Here is a 21379-nt window from a genome sequence, read left to right as displayed (position 1 = left end):
TTGACTTTCCTCAAATGTTTGTCCGGGAGAAACTCTGTTCCTGCTCCCGATTAAGACCAGCTACAATAGCACACTATATTAAACGGCAAAGCCGTAAAACCCAACGTTAAACGAAGAAGCAGTTTATGGCACAACGAGTAGAACTCACCGCAACAGTCTCCGAAAATCAGCTCGGTCAACGCTTAGATCAGGCTTTGGCCGAATTGTTCCCTGATTATTCGCGTTCACGCATAAAAGAATGGATCCTTGACCAGCGCGTGCTGGTAAACGGCAAGATCTGGGACAAACCAAAAGAGAAAGTGTTAGGTGGGGAAGCTGTCGCCATCAATGCTGAAATCGAAGAGGAAATCCGCTTCGAGCCGCAGGATATCCCACTGGACATCGTCTATGAAGATGATGACATTCTGGTGATCAACAAGCCGCGCGACCTGGTTGTTCATCCGGGCGCGGGGAATCCTGACGGTACGGTACTTAACGCACTTCTCCATTACTATCCGCCGATCGTGGATGTCCCGCGCGCGGGCATCGTGCACCGTCTGGATAAAGACACCACCGGTTTGATGGTGGTGGCGAAGACCGTTCCTGCTCAGACCCGTCTGGTGGAATCGCTGCAGCTGCGTGAAATCACCCGCGAGTATGAAGCGGTAGCCATTGGGCATATGACCTCTGGCGGAACGGTGGAAGAGCCAATCAGCCGTCACCCAACCAAACGTACCCATATGTCGGTGCATCCGATGGGTAAACCGGCGGTGACACACTATCGCATTATGGAACACTTCCGTATTCATACGCGCCTGCGTCTGCGTCTGGAAACCGGGCGTACTCACCAGATCCGCGTGCATATGGCCCACATTACCCATCCGCTGGTGGGGGATCAGGTCTACGGCGGTCGTCCGCGTCCGCCTAAAGGCGCGTCGGATGAGTTCATCAGCGTATTGCGTAAATTCGATCGTCAGGCGCTGCACGCGACCATGCTGCGTCTTTATCACCCTATCACCGGTATTCAGATGGAGTGGCACGCGCCTATCCCGCAGGATATGGTGGACCTTATTGACGCCATGCGTGCTGATTTCGAAGAACATAAGGATCAAGTGGACTGGTTATGACCAAACTGATTGTCCCGGAGTGGCCATTGCCTGCAGGCGTGGCTGCCTGTAGTTCAACCCGTATTGGCGGTGTTAGCCAGGGCGCGTGGGAGTCTTTGAACCTCGGTGCGCACTGTGGCGACAACCTGGAACACGTTGAAGAGAACCGCAGGCGTCTGTTTGCTGCGGGGAACTTGCCGTCGAAACCGATCTGGCTGGAACAGGTTCATGGTAACGCGGTGCTGAAGTTGACGGGGGAACCCTATGCTTCTAAACGCGCTGATGCCTCTTACAGTAATACTCCGGGAACCGTTTGTGCCGTGATGACCGCCGATTGTCTGCCGGTTTTGTTCTGTAACCGTGCAGGTACCGAGGTGGCAGCAGCACACGCGGGCTGGCGTGGTCTGTGTGAAGGCGTGCTCGAAGAAACAGTCGCCTGCTTTAAAGATGAGCCTGCCAATATTATGGCCTGGCTTGGCCCGGCCATTGGTCCTCGCGCTTTTGAAGTGGGGCCAGAGGTTCGCGAAGCCTTTATGGAAAAAGATCCGCAAGCGGTGGAAGCCTTCCTGCCTTCGGGGGATAAATATCTGGCCGATATCTACCAGCTCGCCCGCCAGCGACTGAACAACGTTGGCGTGTCGCAGATCTTCGGCGGCGATCGCTGCACATTCACCGAAAAGGGTGATTTTTTCTCCTATCGCCGCGACAAGACCACGGGACGTATGGCAAGTTTCATTTGGCTGATATAACCTAAAGAATCAAGACGATCCGGTACGTGCCGTTTTCTTTTCACATAATTCAGGTCATTAACCTTGAATAATTGAGGGATGACCTCATTTAATCTCCAGTAGCAAATTTGATCTGTTATGGGAGGAGTTATGCGTCTGGATCGTCTTACTAATAAATTCCAGCTTGCTCTCGCCGATGCCCAGTCCCTCGCACTGGGGCACGACAACCAATTTATCGAACCTCTTCATTTAATGAGCGCCTTGCTGAATCAGGAAGGGGGATCGGTACGTCCTTTATTAACGTCCGCTGGCATTAATGCTGGCCAGTTACGCACTGCCATCGATCAGGCGCTGAGCCGTTTGCCGCAGGTAGAAGGTACCGGCGGAGACGTTCAGCCGTCGCAGGATCTGGTACGCGTGCTGAATCTTTGCGACAAGCTGGCGCAAAAACGTGGGGACAACTTTATTTCGTCAGAGCTGTTTGTTCTGGCGGCGCTTGAATCACGCGGCACCTTGACCGACCTGCTGAAATCTGCCGGCGCGACCACCGCCAATGTGACTCAGGCGATTGAGAAAATGCGCGGAGGTGAAAGCGTGAACGATCAGGGAGCCGAAGACCAACGTCAGGCTTTGAAGAAATTTACGGTCGATCTGACCGAGCGTGCTGAGCAGGGCAAACTTGACCCGGTTATCGGCCGTGACGAAGAAATCCGCCGTACGATTCAGGTACTGCAGCGTCGTACCAAGAACAACCCGGTGTTGATTGGTGAACCGGGTGTCGGTAAAACCGCCATTGTTGAAGGGTTGGCGCAGCGTATCGTCAACGGTGAAGTGCCGGAAGGCCTGAAAGGCCGCCGCGTACTGGCGCTGGACATGGGCGCGCTGGTGGCCGGTGCGAAATACCGCGGCGAGTTCGAAGAGCGTCTCAAAGGCGTGCTTAACGACCTGGCGAAACAGGAAGGCAACGTTATCCTGTTTATCGACGAACTGCACACCATGGTCGGTGCGGGTAAAGCGGACGGCGCGATGGATGCCGGGAACATGCTGAAACCTGCGCTGGCGCGCGGTGAACTTCACTGCGTCGGCGCCACTACGCTTGATGAATATCGTCAGTACATTGAGAAAGATGCTGCGCTGGAACGTCGCTTCCAGAAAGTGTTTGTTGCTGAGCCAAGCGTTGAAGATACCATCGCGATCCTGCGTGGTCTGAAAGAGCGCTATGAACTGCACCACCACGTGCAGATCACAGACCCGGCCATCGTTGCGGCGGCGACGCTTTCTCATCGTTATATCGCTGACCGTCAGCTGCCGGATAAAGCGATCGACCTGATTGATGAAGCGGCTTCAAGCATTCGTATGCAGATTGACTCGAAACCAGAAGAACTGGACCGACTCGACCGACGCATCATTCAGCTCAAGCTGGAACAGCAGGCGCTGAAGAAAGAGTCTGATGAAGCCAGTAAGAAACGCCTGGATATGCTCAATGAAGAACTGGACGATAAAGAGCGTCAGTATTCTGAGCTGGAAGAAGAGTGGAAAGCCGAGAAAGCATCCCTTTCCGGCACTCAGACCATCAAAGCTGAACTCGAACAGGCCAAAATTGCCATTGAGCAGGCACGTCGCGTCGGCGATTTGGCGCGGATGTCTGAACTGCAGTACGGCAAAATTCCTGAACTGGAAAAACAGCTTGAGATAGCGACACAGTCAGAAGGAAAAACGATGCGTCTGTTACGTAATAAAGTGACGGATGCAGAAATCGCGGAAGTGCTTGCTCGCTGGACCGGTATTCCGGTGGCGCGCATGCTGGAAGGCGAGCGTGAAAAACTGCTGCGCATGGAGCAAGATCTCCACAATCGGGTGATTGGTCAGAACGAAGCGGTTGAGGCGGTATCGAACGCTATTCGCCGTAGCCGAGCGGGGCTGTCCGATCCAAACCGCCCGATTGGTTCGTTCCTGTTCCTGGGGCCGACGGGGGTCGGTAAAACCGAGCTGTGTAAAGCGCTGGCTAACTTTATGTTCGACAGCGACGATGCGATGGTGCGTATCGATATGTCCGAGTTTATGGAGAAACACTCCGTCTCACGTCTGGTCGGTGCGCCTCCGGGATATGTGGGTTATGAAGAAGGTGGCTATCTAACAGAAGCGGTTCGCCGTCGTCCTTATTCCGTCATCCTGCTGGATGAGGTGGAAAAAGCGCACCCGGATGTGTTCAACATCCTGCTTCAGGTGCTGGACGATGGTCGTCTGACCGACGGGCAGGGGAGAACGGTCGACTTCCGTAATACGGTTGTCATTATGACCTCGAACCTGGGTTCTGATTTGATTCAGGAACGTTTCGGTGAACTGGACTACAGCCATATGAAGGATTTGGTGCTCGGTGTCGTGAGCCATAACTTCCGTCCTGAGTTCATCAACCGTATTGATGAAGTAGTGGTATTCCATCCTCTGGGTGAGAAACACATTGCGTCGATTGCGCAGATCCAGCTGCAGCGTCTGTACAAACGTCTGGAAGAGCGTGGGTATGAAATTCACATCTCCGACGAGGCGTTAAAGCTGCTGAGCGAGAATGGTTACGATCCGGTTTACGGTGCGCGTCCATTGAAACGTGCTATCCAGCAGCAGATCGAAAACCCGCTGGCGCAGCAGATCCTCTCCGGAGAGTTAATTCCAGGCAAAGTTATTCGTCTGGAAGCCAACGACGATCGTATTGTGGCAGTGCAGTAAGTCACAAAACGCAAAAACGAGCCGCTTGCGGCTCGTTTTTGTTTAAAAACCAGGCGAAAATTGAGGTCTGGAGTTAGTTTTGCCTGGAAAGTGAGCAGTCAGTAAATAAATTTCACTTTATCCTTGCAGGTTCGGAATTACTCCCTATAATGCGCCTCCACTGACACGGAACAACGGCACACACGCCGCCGGGTCAGCAGAGAAAAGCGAAAATAAACGCTTGACTCTGAAGCGGGAAAGCGTAATATGCACACCCCGCGCCGCTGCGAAAAGCGAAGCGGCACTGCTCTTTAACAATTTATCAGACAATCTGTGTGGGCACTCAAAGTGACATGGATTCTTAACGTCGCAAGACGAAAAATGAATACCAAGTCTCTGAGTGAACATACGTAATTCATTACGAAGTTTAATTCACGAGCATCAAACTTAAATTGAAGAGTTTGATCATGGCTCAGATTGAACGCTGGCGGCAGGCCTAACACATGCAAGTCGAGCGGTAGCACAGAGAGCTTGCTCTCGGGTGACGAGCGGCGGACGGGTGAGTAATGTCTGGGAAACTGCCTGATGGAGGGGGATAACTACTGGAAACGGTAGCTAATACCGCATAACGTCGCAAGACCAAAGAGGGGGACCTTCGGGCCTCTTGCCATCAGATGTGCCCAGATGGGATTAGCTAGTAGGTGGGGTAACGGCTCACCTAGGCGACGATCCCTAGCTGGTCTGAGAGGATGACCAGCCACACTGGAACTGAGACACGGTCCAGACTCCTACGGGAGGCAGCAGTGGGGAATATTGCACAATGGGCGCAAGCCTGATGCAGCCATGCCGCGTGTATGAAGAAGGCCTTCGGGTTGTAAAGTACTTTCAGCGGGGAGGAAGGCGATAAGGTTAATAACCTTGTCGATTGACGTTACCCGCAGAAGAAGCACCGGCTAACTCCGTGCCAGCAGCCGCGGTAATACGGAGGGTGCAAGCGTTAATCGGAATTACTGGGCGTAAAGCGCACGCAGGCGGTCTGTCAAGTCGGATGTGAAATCCCCGGGCTCAACCTGGGAACTGCATTCGAAACTGGCAGGCTAGAGTCTTGTAGAGGGGGGTAGAATTCCAGGTGTAGCGGTGAAATGCGTAGAGATCTGGAGGAATACCGGTGGCGAAGGCGGCCCCCTGGACAAAGACTGACGCTCAGGTGCGAAAGCGTGGGGAGCAAACAGGATTAGATACCCTGGTAGTCCACGCCGTAAACGATGTCGACTTGGAGGTTGTGCCCTTGAGGCGTGGCTTCCGGAGCTAACGCGTTAAGTCGACCGCCTGGGGAGTACGGCCGCAAGGTTAAAACTCAAATGAATTGACGGGGGCCCGCACAAGCGGTGGAGCATGTGGTTTAATTCGATGCAACGCGAAGAACCTTACCTACTCTTGACATCCAGAGAACTTAGCAGAGATGCTTTGGTGCCTTCGGGAACTCTGAGACAGGTGCTGCATGGCTGTCGTCAGCTCGTGTTGTGAAATGTTGGGTTAAGTCCCGCAACGAGCGCAACCCTTATCCTTTGTTGCCAGCGGTTAGGCCGGGAACTCAAAGGAGACTGCCAGTGATAAACTGGAGGAAGGTGGGGATGACGTCAAGTCATCATGGCCCTTACGAGTAGGGCTACACACGTGCTACAATGGCGCATACAAAGAGAAGCGACCTCGCGAGAGCAAGCGGACCTCATAAAGTGCGTCGTAGTCCGGATTGGAGTCTGCAACTCGACTCCATGAAGTCGGAATCGCTAGTAATCGTAGATCAGAATGCTACGGTGAATACGTTCCCGGGCCTTGTACACACCGCCCGTCACACCATGGGAGTGGGTTGCAAAAGAAGTAGGTAGCTTAACCTTCGGGAGGGCGCTTACCACTTTGTGATTCATGACTGGGGTGAAGTCGTAACAAGGTAACCGTAGGGGAACCTGCGGTTGGATCACCTCCTTACCTTAAAGAACCTGCCTTTGTAGTGCTCACACAGATTGTCTGATGAAAAGTAAATAGCAAGGCGTCTTGCGATTGAGACTTCAGTGTCCCCTTCGTCTAGAGGCCCAGGACACCGCCCTTTCACGGCGGTAACAGGGGTTCGAATCCCCTAGGGGACGCCACTTGCTGGTTCGTGAGTGAAAGTCACCTGCCTTAATATCTCAAAACTCATCTTCGGGTGACGTTTGAGATATTTGCTCTTTAAAAATCTGGATCAAGCTGAAAATTGAAACGACACATCTTTAAGGTGTGTTCGAGTCTCTCAAATTTTCGCAAGTCGGTGATGAATCGAAAGAAACATCTTCGGGTTGTGAGGTTAAGCGACTAAGCGTACACGGTGGATGCCCTGGCAGTCAGAGGCGATGAAGGACGTGCTAATCTGCGAAAAGCGCCGGCGAGGTGATATGAACCTTTGACCCGGCGATGTCCGAATGGGGAAACCCAGTGTGTTCCGACACACTATCGTTAACTGAATACATAGGTTAACGAGGCGAACCGGGGGAACTGAAACATCTAAGTACCCCGAGGAAAAGAAATCAACCGAGATTCCCCCAGTAGCGGCGAGCGAACGGGGAGCAGCCCAGAGTCTGAATCAGCTTGTGTGTTAGTGGAACGGTCTGGAAAGTCCGGCGATACAGGGTGACAGCCCCGTACACGAAAGCACACAGGTTGTGAACTCGAAGAGTAGGGCGGGACACGTGGTATCCTGTCTGAATATGGGGGGACCATCCTCCAAGGCTAAATACTCCTGACTGACCGATAGTGAACCAGTACCGTGAGGGAAAGGCGAAAAGAACCCCGGCGAGGGGAGTGAAAAAGAACCTGAAACCGTGTACGTACAAGCAGTGGGAGCACCTTCGTGGTGTGACTGCGTACCTTTTGTATAATGGGTCAGCGACTTATATTCTGTAGCAAGGTTAACCGTATAGGGGAGCCGAAGGGAAACCGAGTCTTAACTGGGCGTTAAGTTGCAGGGTATAGACCCGAAACCCGGTGATCTAGCCATGGGCAGGTTGAAGGTTGGGTAACACTAACTGGAGGACCGAACCGACTAATGTTGAAAAATTAGCGGATGACTTGTGGCTGGGGGTGAAAGGCCAATCAAACCGGGAGATAGCTGGTTCTCCCCGAAAGCTATTTAGGTAGCGCCTCGTGAACTCATCTTCGGGGGTAGAGCACTGTTTCGGCTAGGGGGCCATCCCGGCTTACCAACCCGATGCAAACTACGAATACCGAAGAATGTTATCACGGGAGACACACGGCGGGTGCTAACGTCCGTCGTGAAGAGGGAAACAACCCAGACCGCCAGCTAAGGTCCCAAAGTCATGGTTAAGTGGGAAACGATGTGGGAAGGCACAGACAGCCAGGATGTTGGCTTAGAAGCAGCCATCATTTAAAGAAAGCGTAATAGCTCACTGGTCGAGTCGGCCTGCGCGGAAGATGTAACGGGGCTAAACCATGCACCGAAGCTGCGGCAGCGACGCGTATGCGTTGTTGGGTAGGGGAGCGTTCTGTAAGCCGTTGAAGGTGTCCTGTGAGGGGTGCTGGAGGTATCAGAAGTGCGAATGCTGACATAAGTAACGATAATGCGGGTGAAAAGCCCGCACGCCGGAAGACCAAGGGTTCCTGTCCAACGTTAATCGGGGCAGGGTGAGTCGACCCCTAAGGCGAGGCCGAAAGGCGTAGTCGATGGGAAACAGGTTAATATTCCTGTACTTGGTGTTACTGCGAAGGGGGGACGGAGAAGGCTATGTTAGCCGGGCGACGGTTGTCCCGGTTTAAGCATGTAGGCGGAGGTTCCAGGTAAATCCGGTACCTTATTAACGCTGAGGTGTGATGACGAGGCACTACGGTGCTGAAGTAACAAATGCCCTGCTTCCAGGAAAAGCCTCTAAGCATCAGGTAACATCAAATCGTACCCCAAACCGACACAGGTGGTCAGGTAGAGAATACCAAGGCGCTTGAGAGAACTCGGGTGAAGGAACTAGGCAAAATGGTGCCGTAACTTCGGGAGAAGGCACGCTGATATGTAGGTGAAGCCCCTGCGGGTGGAGCTGAAATCAGTCGAAGATACCAGCTGGCTGCAACTGTTTATTAAAAACACAGCACTGTGCAAACACGAAAGTGGACGTATACGGTGTGACGCCTGCCCGGTGCCGGAAGGTTAATTGATGGGGTTAGCGGCAACGCGAAGCTCTTGATCGAAGCCCCGGTAAACGGCGGCCGTAACTATAACGGTCCTAAGGTAGCGAAATTCCTTGTCGGGTAAGTTCCGACCTGCACGAATGGCGTAATGATGGCCAGGCTGTCTCCACCCGAGACTCAGTGAAATTGAACTCGCTGTGAAGATGCAGTGTACCCGCGGCAAGACGGAAAGACCCCGTGAACCTTTACTATAGCTTGACACTGAACACTGGTCCTTGATGTGTAGGATAGGTGGGAGGCTTTGAAGCGTGGACGCCAGTCTGCGTGGAGCCGCCCTTGAAATACCACCCTTTAATGGCTGGTGTTCTAACGTAGACCCGTAATCCGGGTTGCGGACAGTGTCTGGTGGGTAGTTTGACTGGGGCGGTCTCCTCCCAAAGAGTAACGGAGGAGCACGAAGGTTAGCTAATCCTGGTCGGACATCAGGAGGTTAGTGCAATGGCATAAGCTAGCTTGACTGCGAGAGTGACGGCTCGAGCAGGTGCGAAAGCAGGTCATAGTGATCCGGTGGTTCTGAATGGAAGGGCCATCGCTCAACGGATAAAAGGTACTCCGGGGATAACAGGCTGATACCGCCCAAGAGTTCATATCGACGGCGGTGTTTGGCACCTCGATGTCGGCTCATCACATCCTGGGGCTGAAGTAGGTCCCAAGGGTATGGCTGTTCGCCATTTAAAGTGGTACGCGAGCTGGGTTTAGAACGTCGTGAGACAGTTCGGTCCCTATCTGCCGTGGGCGCTGGAGAATTGAGGGGGGCTGCTCCTAGTACGAGAGGACCGGAGTGGACGCATCACTGGTGTTCGGGTTGTCATGCCAATGGCATTGCCCGGTAGCTAAATGCGGAAAAGATAAGTGCTGAAAGCATCTAAGCACGAAACTTGCCCCGAGATGAGTTCTCCCTGACCCTTTAAGGGTCCTGAAGGAACGTTGAAGACTACGACGTTGATAGGTCGGGTGTGTAAGCGCAGCGATGCGTTGAGCTAACCGATACTAATGAACCGTGAGGCTTAACCTTACAACGCCGAAGCTGTTTCGGCGACGAGAGACAGACAATCAAATTTCAGCTTTGATACAGATTAACAGAATTTGCCTGGCGGCTTTAGCGCGGTGGTCCCACCTGACCCCATGCCGAACTCAGAAGTGAAACGCCGTAGCGCCGATGGTAGTGTGGGGTCTCCCCATGTGAGAGTAGGGAACTGCCAGGCATCAATTAGAAGAACCCCGTACCGTAAGGTGCGGGGTTTTTTGCTTTGTGCTTTCGCTCTCTGGCCTTTCTCTTAATCCCTTATCCTGCTAATGGAATGTGTGATCGCTGTCTCAATGTTATTTATAACAAAATTATAACATTTCATTTACGAGGTAATTGAGTCTCCTGGCTCAATACGCCGCTGTTTATGGCAGGAGCATAATCACAATGACAGAAAGCATTACATCAAACGGGACGCTGGCCAACAGTGATACCCGAAGAAGGGTATGGGCAATCGTCAGCGCCTCTTCAGGGAATCTGGTTGAATGGTTCGACTTTTACGTCTACTCATTCTGTTCACTTTACTTCGCACATATCTTCTTCCCCTCCGGCAACACCACAACGCAGCTGCTTCAAACTGCAGGGGTATTTGCCGCAGGATTCTTGATGCGACCCATCGGGGGCTGGCTGTTTGGCCGTATTGCGGATCGCCGCGGGCGTAAGGCTTCTATGCTGATCTCGGTGTGTATGATGTGCTTTGGCTCTCTGGTGATTGCCTGCTTACCGGGATATGAATCGATTGGTACCTGGGCACCGGCGCTACTTTTACTGGCCCGCTTATTCCAGGGATTATCAGTGGGCGGTGAGTACGGTACCAGTGCGACCTACATGAGTGAGATTGCACTGGAAGGCCGTAAAGGTTTTTACGCCTCATTCCAGTACGTCACGCTGATTGGTGGTCAACTGCTGGCCATTCTTGTGGTGGTGATCCTGCAGCAGATTCTGACGGACGAACAACTTCATGCCTGGGGATGGCGAATTCCTTTCGCGATGGGCGCTGTACTGGCAGTTGTCGCACTTTGGCTACGCCGTCAGTTAGATGAAACCTCTCAGAAGGAAGTCAGAACGCTGAAGGAGGCGGGAACATTCAAAGGATTATGGCGTAACCGCAAAGCTTTCCTTATGGTGCTGGGCTTTACTGCGGGCGGCTCTCTCAGTTTCTACACGTTCACCACCTATATGCAGAAGTACCTGGTGAACACTACCGGCATGCACGCAAACGTCGCCAGCGTAGTCATGACCGTGGCGCTGTTTGTCTTTATGCTCATACAACCCATTATCGGTGCACTCTCGGATAAAATCGGTCGACGTACGTCGATGCTGATTTTTGGCGGGCTGTCGGCGTTATGTACCGTACCTATTCTGTCTGCCCTTCAGCATGTGACTTCTCCGTATGCCGCGTTTGCGCTGGTGATGCTGGCGATGGTGATTGTCAGTTTCTATACCTCTATCAGCGGGATACTGAAAGCTGAAATGTTCCCGGCGCAGGTCCGTGCTTTAGGGGTAGGGCTCTCTTATGCGGTTGCTAATGCGCTATTTGGCGGATCGGCGGAGTACGTTGCGTTGTCGCTTAAATCATGGGGAAGTGAAACGACATTCTTCTGGTACGTAACGATAATGGGCGCACTGGCCTTTATTGTTTCCCTGATGCTGCATCGCAAAGGGAAAGGCATTCGACTTTAATAGCGCGCCATCTGCCACACGGCATAGCCGGTCGTTGCGCCGGCGACATCCCAGGCGAAATCTTTCCAGCTCCAGCCGCTCCCTGCGGGGCGGCTATCCCACAGTTCTTTTGATGCCCCAAGGCCGACTGAGAACATCAACCCTATCGCCGCGCTACGATCCCGGCTGTATCCCTGATGCTGCGCATATTCATTACCGGCTGCGGACAACATCGCAGAAGCGAGGAAATGCTGTGCTTTATCCTGTCCGGACCAGTTATCGTTGGCCATATGGCTACAGCCACTCAGAAAGAAGACGCTCAATAACAGAGGAATACGCATCAACGGGCCCTATAAAAAAGCCCTGCGAGTGGCAGGGCCTGGACATTACAGAATACGGCTGATAAGTCGGTCGATACGGATACGACGTAAGCGGCGGATAAGCTTGCGGACTTTCACCGGATAATCGGCAATGCTCTGCAGTTCGCGGTAATGATTAACCACAGTGGTATGTGTGCGAATCAGCTCCAGCTCACGTTCACGTTTTGCGGCTAACTCATGCTGCGGGTCATGGATCAGAATAGCGTTTTCCAGATCCAGTCGCCATGCGCGTGGGTTCAGGTTGTTACCGGTCAGCAGCATCCACTCATCGTCGACCCACATTCCTTTCAGATGGTATGTGTTGTCTTCATCTTTCCAGAGACGCACAACCAGCTGGTCAGTGTTGACGTAATACTGTAAACGGCTCAGGAAACGGCGCAGGTTAATCTCATAGAGATAAGGCAGCGCACCGATGATTTTGAACGGCTGATCTTCAGGAATGAAGAAGTCGTTTGCGGTTTTATCACCAACGATGATTTCCACTTTTTTACCGTCGCGCAACAGCTGAATGATATTACGCACCAGCACAGCAGGAAGGTTGAAGTACGGCGTACAGATGGTGAGTTTCTGCTCCGCGCACGGCATCAGATGGAAGATCGTTTTGTTGAGCAGGCTTGATTTGCCGAGCCCTACCAGCGGGGTAACGGATAACTCTTCGTTGTTCGCATCGCCCTGGAAATGATAGACCGCATCACGCAACTCCTGGCGGAAGGCGCGAACATCGTTTTTGATTTCCGGGCTTTTAGGACGTTCGGGATCGTCAAGGCGATTAACACCGCGTCCATGGACCAGGTTTTTATCAACCCAGTTAAACATGATATCGGCCATCTGCGGATTACGGATCAGATGGTAGCGGTCGTAGCGGTATTTATCGAGCTGATGAAGGTAAACATCATTCAGACTTGCGCCGCTGTAAAGCACGCTGTCATCAATGATGAAGCCCTTGAAATGGAGAACGCCGAGCGCTTCACGGGTATTAACCGGGACGCCATAAACAGGCACATCAACGCCAGGATTTTCCTGCGCCGTGCGGCAATACCAGTCGGCATTGGTGTTTGACGCGGCAGCGCCAATACGGCCACGCTGAGCGCGATGCCAGTCTACCAGCACGCGAACATCGAGTTCCGGGCGCTGACGTTTGGCTTCATAGAGCGCGTTCAGGATCGCGCGCCCGCCTTCATCCTGTTCAAGATACAGCGCCACAATGCAAATGCGTCGCGTGGCGCTGGCAATCTTTTCCAGAAGCGTCTCCCGAAAATGAGCGGGAGCGTAAAAGAACTCTACATCATCAACTGACTGAGAAATCTTCGGTAGTTGAGCAAGGTGTTGTTGATGTTTATTACGCTTAAATTTTGACAACATCACAGTGCGTTTCTTCTCTGTTCATTGAAGGGTTGTCTGTACCATGCAAACAACATAAGCGGACAATGATACCACCAGTCCCGTCCAAAGTGGGTAACATTTCCAGTAGCTTACTCGCGTTTCTCTGCTGATGTCAGGCTGAGGGACAAGGCCACAATACCTTCGTCCAGCTGAATATCAACGTCGAACCCAAGTTTTCGCGCCAGGGTCACCATACCGCGATTGTTAGGCATAGTAATGCCATTGAGGCGTAACAATCCGTGATCTCGCGTATAACTGATGAGTTTTTCCAGCAGCCGTCTTCCCAGACCCAGGCCTTTAAGATCGGAGCGCACCAGCACCGCAAACTCCGCATCAACGTTATCCGGGTCAGAAATAGCACGCGTGACGCCGAGGATCTCATCCCCCTTATCGGAGCGACGAACGGCAACAAATGCCATTTCTCGATCGTAGTCGATCTGGGTCATATTGGCTAAATCATCGTGGGTAAATTCGTTGATTTCACTAAAATAGCGATAATAAAGATCCTCTTTCGTGACCTGAGAGATAAAGGTCCGCAGCTGGGGCTCATCTTCCGGCAGAATGGGGCGGAACAAGGCGCGTTCCCCATTCTTCATCTCAACCCACTCCTCCAGTTGCAGGGGATACGGGCGGATTGCCAGACGGCTTTCTCTGTCTCCTTCGAAGGGTGCGATATCCAGGGTCACGTCCAGCGCCGTAAACTCATTACCGGAGGCGAGCAGGGGATGAATGTCCAGCCGTTGGATCTCGGCACAATCCACAATCAGGTTAGACACCTGCACCAGGAACTGGCTTAACCCGGCAATATCAAGCGGACGCAGCGCGCTCCGGCCATGGATCTTTTTACTTTTAATCGCCTGGATGATCAGATAGCGCGCCAGGTTCATGTTCAGCGGCGGTAAAGCGACCACCGCCTGCTCCTCCGGGCGCCACTCAACGCCACCTTCCCCCAGCATGATGAGCGGGCCGAAGACGGGATCGTGTTCGACCACCACCCGTAATTCCTGAGCCCCAGCGCGGTTGGCCATGCTTTGCACCAGCAATCCGTGGATCCTTGCCTGCGGCCAGGCCATTTTGACCCGGTCGAAGATGGCATCAGCTGCCTGCTGCACCTCAGTCGCGGTACGCAGATATAACATAACCCCCTGAACATCAGACTTATGCGGGATATCCGGGGAGCGGAGCTTCAGAGCCACCGGATAGCCAATTTGCTCGGCAATATGCACGGCCTCAGCGCTGTCGCTGGCGATCCAGGTCGGCAGGGTTTGCATCCCGTAGCTACCCAGAATGGGCTGGACCTCATGTGTATCAAGCGACGTCGCGCCTTCATCGATGGCCTGCTGCAACAACCGGTGAACGTCGACGGTGTTCGCCGTCAGATTCCCGGGCAAAGCCGGCGTCTCACGCAGCTGTTTCTGGTTGCGGCGATATTCCACCATATGCATGAACGCGGTAATGGTGCCTTCCGGCGTACGGTAGGTTGGCAGCCCGGCCTCGCTGAACAAGCGCCGCGCCTCCTGAGAGGAAAATTCACCGCACCAGTTGGTGAGCAGGGTGACATATTTGCCTCGCGGATGGTTGCGCACGGCGTCAATGAGCGCGCGCGCGCTTTCGCTGCCCGGCGCGACCGCGCTGGGGGAGTGGATAATCATCAGCGCATCAAAATCCTGGCTATCCAGCAAAATGGAGATCGCCCTGATATAACGGTCGCTGCTGGCGTCATCGCGCAAATCAAGCGGATTGCCGGGCGTCACGCTGGTCGGAAGCGCTTCTTTCAGGCGTTGCAGCGTCTCTTCACTCAGCGTTGCCAGCTTGCCGAAGCGCCGCCACAGCTCATCCAGCGCGAGCGCGGCAGGGGCTGCACCGTTACTGACAATCATTAATTTCTCACCGCGCAACGGGCGCATATGGCTTAACGTCTCAACGGCGGAAAAAAGCTCGTGCGTATCCTGCACCCGCAGCAACCCCGCGCGCTGGATGGCGGCGTCCCAGGCGGGATCCATGCCGGAATGCGAATGCAGCAGACGCTGTGCCGCAGGGCTTCGTCCGCTTTTAATCACCAGGATCGGCTTATTGCGCGAAGCGCTTCGTGAAGCCGAGACAAAACGACGCGCGTCGCTGAGGTGCTCAAGATAAAGCAGGATCGCACTTGTTTTGCTGTCACGCGCCAGAAAATCCAGCAGTTCATCAACATCGATATCCAGGCTGTCGCCCAGGGCAATGAAGTAGGAGAATCCCATTTCACGCTGCTGCGCCCAGTCGAGGATGGTGTTCGATACCGCAGCCGACTGCGAGATAAACGCGAGTTTGCCTTTGCGGATTGGAACCGGGGAGAAACTGGCATTCAGCCCCTGCCAGGGGGCGAGCAGGCCCAGACTGTTTGGCCCAAGAATGCGCATTTGATAGCGGCTGGCGCAGGCCAGGAGCTCGGCTTTCTGTTCAGGGGGGGACGAGAGAATAATGCAGGTTTTACACCCCTTCTTGCCGAGTGATTCCAGCAGTTCCGGGTTACGCTTCGCGTTTGTACAGAGTACGGCAAGATCCGGCACGAAAGGCAGGCTTTGTACGTCAGGCCATGCAAGCACCCCCTGAACGGCCTTATAAGCCGGCGTGACGGGCATGACGGGGCCATTAAACCCACCGGCCAGCAGGTTGCGCATCATCAGATAGCCAGCACGATCCGGTTTCATTGATGCGCCGATGACGGCAATGGATTTAGGACGAAGTAGCGCTTCTAACCCTCGCTGGCTCATGCAGGCCTCCTGTGAATGCAAGCGACCTGATGATTTTAAACGCTTTCTGGCTCGAGTGCTGTGACGCTGCCCTTATGAACGGTTTTTCCCGCCAGATAGCGCTCCCGGAAGCATGAGAAATGGTTGCCAAGAGCCCCAGCCGCAGCGGTGTCTCCCGCTAAATCCAGAAGCGCAATGGCCACTTCGGCGGTGCAGTATTGCCCTTCAGCATGCGCTTCACGCAGGCGGTAGGCGGAGACGCGGGAAAGATCGACAGAAATCACCGGCAGCGCGTCGAGATAGGGGCTTTTGCGAAACATTTTCCGCGCTTCGGTCCAGGTACCGTCCAGCATAATAAACAGCGGTGGTTTACCGGATGGCGGCACCGAAAGCACCTGGCGATCCACGCCTGCATATGAAGCAGGGAAAACGACCATCGGCTGATAGTCCTTGCTTGCCACTAAATCGAGCAGGGCCTGAGGTGGCTCCGTACGGGACCACTGAAACGCGGCCGTATCCGGCAGAATATCGGCGATAAGACGCCCTGTATTGCTGGGTTTCATCGGCTCGGTATCGAACATGACCAGACAAAAACGGCTCTCCGCCGTATTTGGAGCCAGCGTCTCGCACAGACAAACCTTCAGCGGCAGCAGGCAGCGCTGACAGCGGCGAATACGGTTGCCTCGGGCGAGGAACGGTCGGGTGGCGCGCGCAAGGCGTTCGGCGCGTAATTTAAGGACAGCGTTATCAGTCATGGGCGAAATGCAGGAAAAACATTATTTTCGCAGAGGCGGGAGCGGGGCACAAGATGTGCCCCGTGAATGTTACAGCGACTCGTTTAACCAGCTTTCAAAAGGCGCTTTTGGAACCGCACCGTTGAGCATATCGATCACTTCGCCATTTTTGAAAATCATAATGGTCGGGATGCTGCGAATACGAAAACGCGCGCTCAGTTCGGGTTCGGCTTCGGTATTGACCTTAACGAACCGCATTTTTCCGCTGCGTTCTTCGGCCACATCTTCGAAGATCGGCGCGAAGCTACGGCATGGGCCGCACCAGGGCGCCCAGAAATCGATCACGACAGGAAGATCGTCCTTGAGGAGTTTGTCCAGCGTAGCACCCGTCGCGTTAATGACATCGCCATCAAATAATTCATGGCCACAACGTCCGCATTTCGCACCATCTTCCATCCGATCGTCCGGAATGCGATTAAGAGCCTGACAGTTGGCACATACGGTATTCATAACTAACCTCTGATAGAGCCGTGGGACAGCGGCAGAACGCCGATAATGTTTCTAATATGTTACATATTATCAATGAGCCTGTTTGAAACAACAATGCGTTTTATTCAATGAGAACAATAGTCACAGGCTTTTGTACGAAATTATGGCTATGCGCTGGCACATCGGGTAATCTGCGCGCTTCGCGCAGCGCTGGTGGAGAAAAGCATGAACGACGAAATGAAAAACAAAAGCGGCAAGGTCAAAGTGATGTATGTCCGCAGTGATGATGACTCTGATAAACGCACCCAAAATCCGCGTACCGGAAAAGGTGGCGGGCGTCCGGCGTCTTCTCGTGCAGACGGTGGCCGTCGCCCCGCCCGCGATGACAAAAATACCCGCGGTGATGACCGCAAACGTGACGATCGCAAACGCGATGACCGTCCGCGTTCCGACCGCCCACGCAGTGACCGTCCACGCGACGATCGTCCGCGTGATGACTTCTCACGCGATAACGCCTCCCCGTGGCGCACCGTTTCTCGCGCCCCTGGCGATGAGACGCCGGAAAAAGCCGATCACGGCGGTATCAGCGGTAAAAGCTTTATCGACCCGGAAGTGCTGCGCCGTCAGCGTGCGGAAGAGACCCGCGTGTATGGCGAAAACGCCTGCCAGGCGCTGTTCCAGAGCCGTCCTGAGTGTATCGTCCGCGCCTGGTTTATCCAGAGCGTGACCCCGCGATTTAAAGAAGCGCTGCGCTGGATGGCCGCGAACCGTAAAGCCTACCACGTCGTGGATGATGCCGAGCTGACCAAAGCGTCCGGTACTGAACACCACGGCGGCGTCTGCTTCCTGATCAAAAAACGTAATGGCACGACCGTGCAGCAGTGGGTCAGCCAGGCGGATGCCGATGACTGCGTGCTGGCGCTGGAAGATGTGGGTAACCCGCACAACCTGGGCGCAATGATGCGCAGCTGCGCGCACTTTGGCGTGAAAGGCGTGCTGTTGCAGGATGCCGCGCTGCTGGAATCCGGTGCCGCGATCCGTACTGCGGAAGGCGGAGCCGAGCACGTACAGCCGATCACCGGCGACAGCGTTCTGGATGCCCTTGAGCAGTTCCGTAAAGCGGGCTATTCCATCGTGACTACCTCGAGCCATTCCGGTACGCCGCTGTTTAAAGCGACGCTGCCGCGTAAAATGGTGCTGGTATTAGGTCAGGAACGCGATGGTCTGTCTGACGCGGCGCTCTCCAGTGCGGATCTGAGCGTCTCTATCGACGGAACAGGCAATGTGGAAAGTCTGAACGTATCCGTTGCGACCGGCGTACTGCTGGCCGAGTGGTGGCGTCAGAACAAGGCATAAGCCTCTTAATGTGCCGGGCCTGACCCGGCACATTCAAATCCTACTCGCTCTCTGCCGGTAATACAGGCATCCAGTCAATTGGCGTTTCGCCACGTTTTTCCAGCCATTCATTCGCCAGAACAAAATGATTACTGCCAAAGAAACCGCGATGAGCAGACAGCGGTGACGGATGCGGTGCTTTCAACACGTGATGACGCTGACGATCGATAATCGCCCCTTTCTTCTGCGCGTGAGAACCCCAGAGTAAAAACACGACCCCTTCACGATGCTCGTTGATAAGGCTGATGACTTTATCGGTAAAGGTCTCCCACCCAAGGCTGGCGTGCGAGTGCGCCTGGCCCGCTCGTACGGTAAGCACCGTATTCAGTAACAGCACGCCCTGGCGCGCCCAGCTTTCCAGGTAGCCGTGGTTTGGCCGGGTAAAATCGGGCACGGTTCCCTCAAGCTCTTTATACATGTTGAGCAGAGAAGGGGGGATAGCCACGCCCGGACGGACGGAAAACGCCAGCCCATGCGCCTGCCCAGGGCCGTGATAGGGATCCTGGCCCAGAATGACCACTTTCACATCGCTCAGTTCGGTGTAGCGAAAGGCGTTGAACACATCTTTCTGCGGCGGGTAAATCGTCTGTCCGGACTGACGCTCAGCGGCAACGGTGCTGAGCGTATTGATAAAATAAGGCTGCTGCTTTTCTTCTGCCAGCACGTCATGCCAGGTTAAAGGTGTTGTCATCTCGCTCTCCTGCGAATCTCAATCTGTGACTAGCTTACCTGTTTAACCCCGGTGAGCAAAATTACACGCTGAAAAGTGCGCTAAGTGGCTAAATTTATTTTGAAAAGATGCAGGGAAAGTTGAGTTGGTAAGGTTGCGAAATTGATCTAAAACAATAAATTCAAACCACACTCTTTATGTGGTTGGTGTTTTTGTTGATTTAAATCAATAAATCACCGGGGTGTGAATGATATATATACACACAAGAAACAATGGTTTTACCAATTGGCCGCGAGAGGCCGACATCAGTTAATGTAGCCTAGGGAGGCAACACATGATTACAGGTATCCAGATTACTAAAGCTGCAAATGACGATCTGCTCAATTCTTTCTGGCTGCTGGACAGCGAGAAAAACGAAGCGCGCTGTGTCGTTGCGAAAGCGGGTTTTGCTGAAGATGAAATCGTGCCGGTGAGCAAACTGGGCGAAATCGAGTACCGTGAAATTCCAATGGAAGTGAAGCCGGAAGTGCGCGTGGAAGGTGGTCAGCACCTGAACGTAAACGTACTGCGCCGCGAAACGCTGATGGACGCGGTTGAGCACCCTGAAAAATACCCACAGCTAACTATCCGCGTGTCCGGCTATGCGGTTCGCTTTAACTCACTGACTCCAGAACAGCAGCGCGACGTTATCGCCCGTACCTTTACTGAAAGCCTGTAACGGCTTCAGCAGGGGGGAATAAAAAAGCCGGGGAAATCCCCGGCTTTTTTTTACTCTTCAGTTTTCGTCTCTGGTGCGGCAGAGCTTGGCTTACGGCGCTTACCAATATTTTTGGTATCGCGGTGGCGCTGCTTCACGCGCGGTTTCTCTTTTTCTTTCTCTTTTCTCTCAGCACGTTTCGCGAGCGCTTTCTTGGACGGTTTACCCGTCATCTTTTCACTCGGCGCGCGTGTGGTCGGGCGGAGTTCGTCAATGACGCGCGCTTTCAGCGGCTCATCAACATAGCGGCCAATCTTCTGCAGCAGCAGGTAGTCATGCGCTTCGACCAGTGAAATCGCAATCCCTTTGCGGCCCGCGCGGCCGGTACGGCCAATACGGTGCAGGTAGGTATCTCCGCTGCGCGGCATATCGAAGTTAATGACGTGGCTGACGTCCGGGATGTCGATCCCACGCGCGGCAACGTCAGTCGCAACCAGCACGTTAACGCGACCGTCGGTCAGGCGCTTGATGCCTTCGGTACGCTTGATCTGCGCCATCTCGCCTTCAAGATAGCAGTTGTTGATCCCGGCGTTACGCAGCATTTCAGCCAGCTCGTGCACGCGCTCGCGCTTACGCACAAACACGATTGTGCGCAGAGCATCTTCCTGCTTCAGCAGGTGTTTCAGCAATTCGACCTTGTGTTCGAGGTTGTCCGCGCGGTAGTACCACTGGTGGATCTTCTTACGCTCACGGGTGGACGGCGTCGCCGAGACTTCAACCGGATCTTCCAGCAGACGCTCTGCGAAGTCTTTGATCGCTTCCCCTTCGAGGGTGGCAGAGAACAGCATCGTCTGGTTACGCCAGCGCGTTTCCCCGGCAATATGCTCGATATCCTGTGCGAAGCCCATGTCCAGCATGCGGTCGGCTTCGTCGAGGATCAGCGTTTCAACCGCGCGGCAGTCGAAGTTCTCTTCTTTAATGTACTGCAGCAGGCGTCCCGTCGTCGCAACGACGATGTCCTGGTTTTCGCTGAACACTTCGGCGTGGTTCATATACGCAACGCCGCCGGTGATGGTGGCGATATCCAGATGAGTATTTGCCGCGAGTTCACGCGCGTGATCGGCAACCTGCATTGCCAGTTCGCGCGTTGGCGTCAGGATTAAAATACGCGGCGGGCCAGATTTTTTACGTGGAAAATCGAGCAGATGCTGCAACACAGGCAGCAAATAGGCTGCTGTCTTCCCCGTGCCGGTTGGCGCAGAACCGAGCACATCGCGGCCCTCAAGCGCAGGCGGAATGGCCGCTGCCTGAATGGCGGTCGGGCGTGTAAAGCCTTTGCTCTCAAGTGCATTGAGCAGGCTTTCATCGAGTTCAAGTTCGGAAAAAGTCGTTACAGTCATGTTCTACCTCTGTGTGGGGCGCTGATTATAGACGTTACGGCTGTAATCTTCATCTGTTTGT

13 protein-coding genes, 1 tRNA gene and 3 rRNA genes are annotated in these 21379 nt (G+C 54.0%); 10 read left to right on the top strand and 7 right to left on the bottom strand.

The window, feature by feature from the left end; translation table 11 throughout:
* Positions 1-125: 125 nt before the first annotated feature.
* The 8 genes from rluD to V1566_RS20205 all read left to right on the top strand — a co-directional run bounded on the left by rluD (position 126) and on the right by V1566_RS20205 (position 11459).
* Positions 126-1106, top strand: a complete 981-nt coding sequence (gene rluD, locus V1566_RS20240) for a 23S rRNA pseudouridine(1911/1915/1917) synthase RluD (protein WP_023333072.1) — start codon at positions 126-128, stop codon at positions 1104-1106.
* Positions 1103-1834, top strand: a complete 732-nt coding sequence (gene yfiH / locus V1566_RS20235; RefSeq protein WP_395304450.1) for a purine nucleoside phosphorylase YfiH — start codon at positions 1103-1105, stop codon at positions 1832-1834. The genes rluD and yfiH overlap by 4 nt, the downstream gene beginning before the upstream one ends.
* 129 nt (positions 1835-1963) lie before the next feature.
* Entirely contained in the window at positions 1964-4537 is a 2574-nt protein-coding gene (clpB, locus tag V1566_RS20230) for an ATP-dependent chaperone ClpB (RefSeq protein ID WP_023308864.1), read from the top strand.
* Positions 4538-4965: 428 nt separating this feature from the next.
* Positions 4966-6505 (top strand): 16S ribosomal RNA (locus tag V1566_RS20225).
* 85 nt (positions 6506-6590) lie between these two features.
* A tRNA-Glu gene (locus V1566_RS20220) sits at positions 6591-6666 on the top strand.
* Positions 6667-6858: 192 nt separating this feature from the next.
* A 23S ribosomal RNA gene (locus V1566_RS20215) occupies positions 6859-9764 on the top strand.
* 74 nt (positions 9765-9838) lie between these two features.
* Positions 9839-9954, top strand: a 5S ribosomal RNA gene (gene rrf / locus V1566_RS20210).
* The 16S, 23S and 5S rRNA genes sit together here with 1 tRNA gene alongside, the layout of an rRNA operon.
* Before the next feature lie 209 nt (positions 9955-10163).
* Positions 10164-11459 carry an MFS transporter gene (locus tag V1566_RS20205; RefSeq protein ID WP_029741120.1) on the top strand — a complete coding sequence of 432 codons (1296 nt, stop codon included), beginning with the start codon at positions 10164-10166 and terminating at the stop codon, positions 11457-11459.
* Here the strand turns inward: V1566_RS20205 and V1566_RS20200 are convergent.
* The 5 genes from V1566_RS20200 to trxC all read right to left on the bottom strand — a co-directional run bounded on the left by V1566_RS20200 (position 11456) and on the right by trxC (position 17177).
* On the bottom strand, positions 11456-11779 hold the full coding sequence (locus V1566_RS20200) for a YfiM family lipoprotein (RefSeq protein WP_024908611.1): 324 nt from the start codon (positions 11777-11779) through the stop codon (positions 11456-11458). The two genes, V1566_RS20205 and V1566_RS20200, sit on opposite strands and share 4 nt — an antisense overlap.
* A 45-nt stretch (positions 11780-11824) precedes the next feature.
* A complete protein-coding gene (gene pssA, locus V1566_RS20195; RefSeq protein WP_023333068.1) occupies positions 11825-13180 on the bottom strand; it encodes a CDP-diacylglycerol--serine O-phosphatidyltransferase in 1356 nt (451 codons plus the stop codon).
* A 110-nt stretch (positions 13181-13290) separates the two neighbouring features.
* Positions 13291-15954 (bottom strand): protein lysine acetyltransferase, encoded by a 2664-nt coding sequence (gene pat / locus V1566_RS20190; protein ID WP_395304449.1) that lies wholly within the window; start codon positions 15952-15954, stop codon positions 13291-13293.
* Between the two features lie 35 nt (positions 15955-15989).
* Entirely contained in the window at positions 15990-16688 is a 699-nt protein-coding gene (locus tag V1566_RS20185) for a tRNA-uridine aminocarboxypropyltransferase (RefSeq protein ID WP_395304448.1), read from the bottom strand.
* Between the two features lie 69 nt (positions 16689-16757).
* A complete protein-coding gene (gene trxC / locus V1566_RS20180; RefSeq protein WP_023308858.1) occupies positions 16758-17177 on the bottom strand; it encodes a thioredoxin TrxC in 420 nt (139 codons plus the stop codon).
* Positions 17178-17381: 204 nt separating this feature from the next.
* Here trxC and V1566_RS20175 point away from each other — a divergent pair, with 204 nt between their 5' ends.
* Positions 17382-18512: a tRNA/rRNA methyltransferase gene (locus V1566_RS20175; RefSeq protein WP_395304447.1), complete on the top strand. Its 1131-nt coding sequence runs from the start codon at positions 17382-17384 to the stop codon at positions 18510-18512.
* A 40-nt stretch (positions 18513-18552) separates the two neighbouring features.
* On the opposite strand, the gene ung is transcribed toward V1566_RS20175, so the two are convergent.
* Positions 18553-19242, bottom strand: a complete 690-nt coding sequence (gene ung / locus V1566_RS20170) for a uracil-DNA glycosylase (RefSeq protein ID WP_395304446.1) — start codon at positions 19240-19242, stop codon at positions 18553-18555.
* 313 nt (positions 19243-19555) lie between these two features.
* Here ung and grcA point away from each other — a divergent pair, with 313 nt between their 5' ends.
* The gene (gene grcA, locus V1566_RS20165; RefSeq protein ID WP_008502190.1) at positions 19556-19939 is read left to right on the top strand and encodes an autonomous glycyl radical cofactor GrcA; all 384 of its coding nucleotides are present in this window, start codon (positions 19556-19558) and stop codon (positions 19937-19939) included.
* Positions 19940-19989: 50 nt separating this feature from the next.
* On the opposite strand, the gene srmB is transcribed toward grcA, so the two are convergent.
* Positions 19990-21318 carry an ATP-dependent RNA helicase SrmB gene (srmB, locus tag V1566_RS20160; protein WP_023308854.1) on the bottom strand — a complete coding sequence of 443 codons (1329 nt, stop codon included), beginning with the start codon at positions 21316-21318 and terminating at the stop codon, positions 19990-19992.
* Positions 21319-21379: the final 61 nt, after the last annotated feature.

The organism is Enterobacter sp. ECC-019 (assembly GCF_043974075.1).
GTDB lineage: Bacteria > Pseudomonadota > Gammaproteobacteria > Enterobacterales > Enterobacteriaceae > Enterobacter > Enterobacter asburiae_D.
The sequence above is the reverse complement of the archived record's forward strand: the minus strand, read 5'-3'. Positions and strand labels throughout refer to the sequence as shown.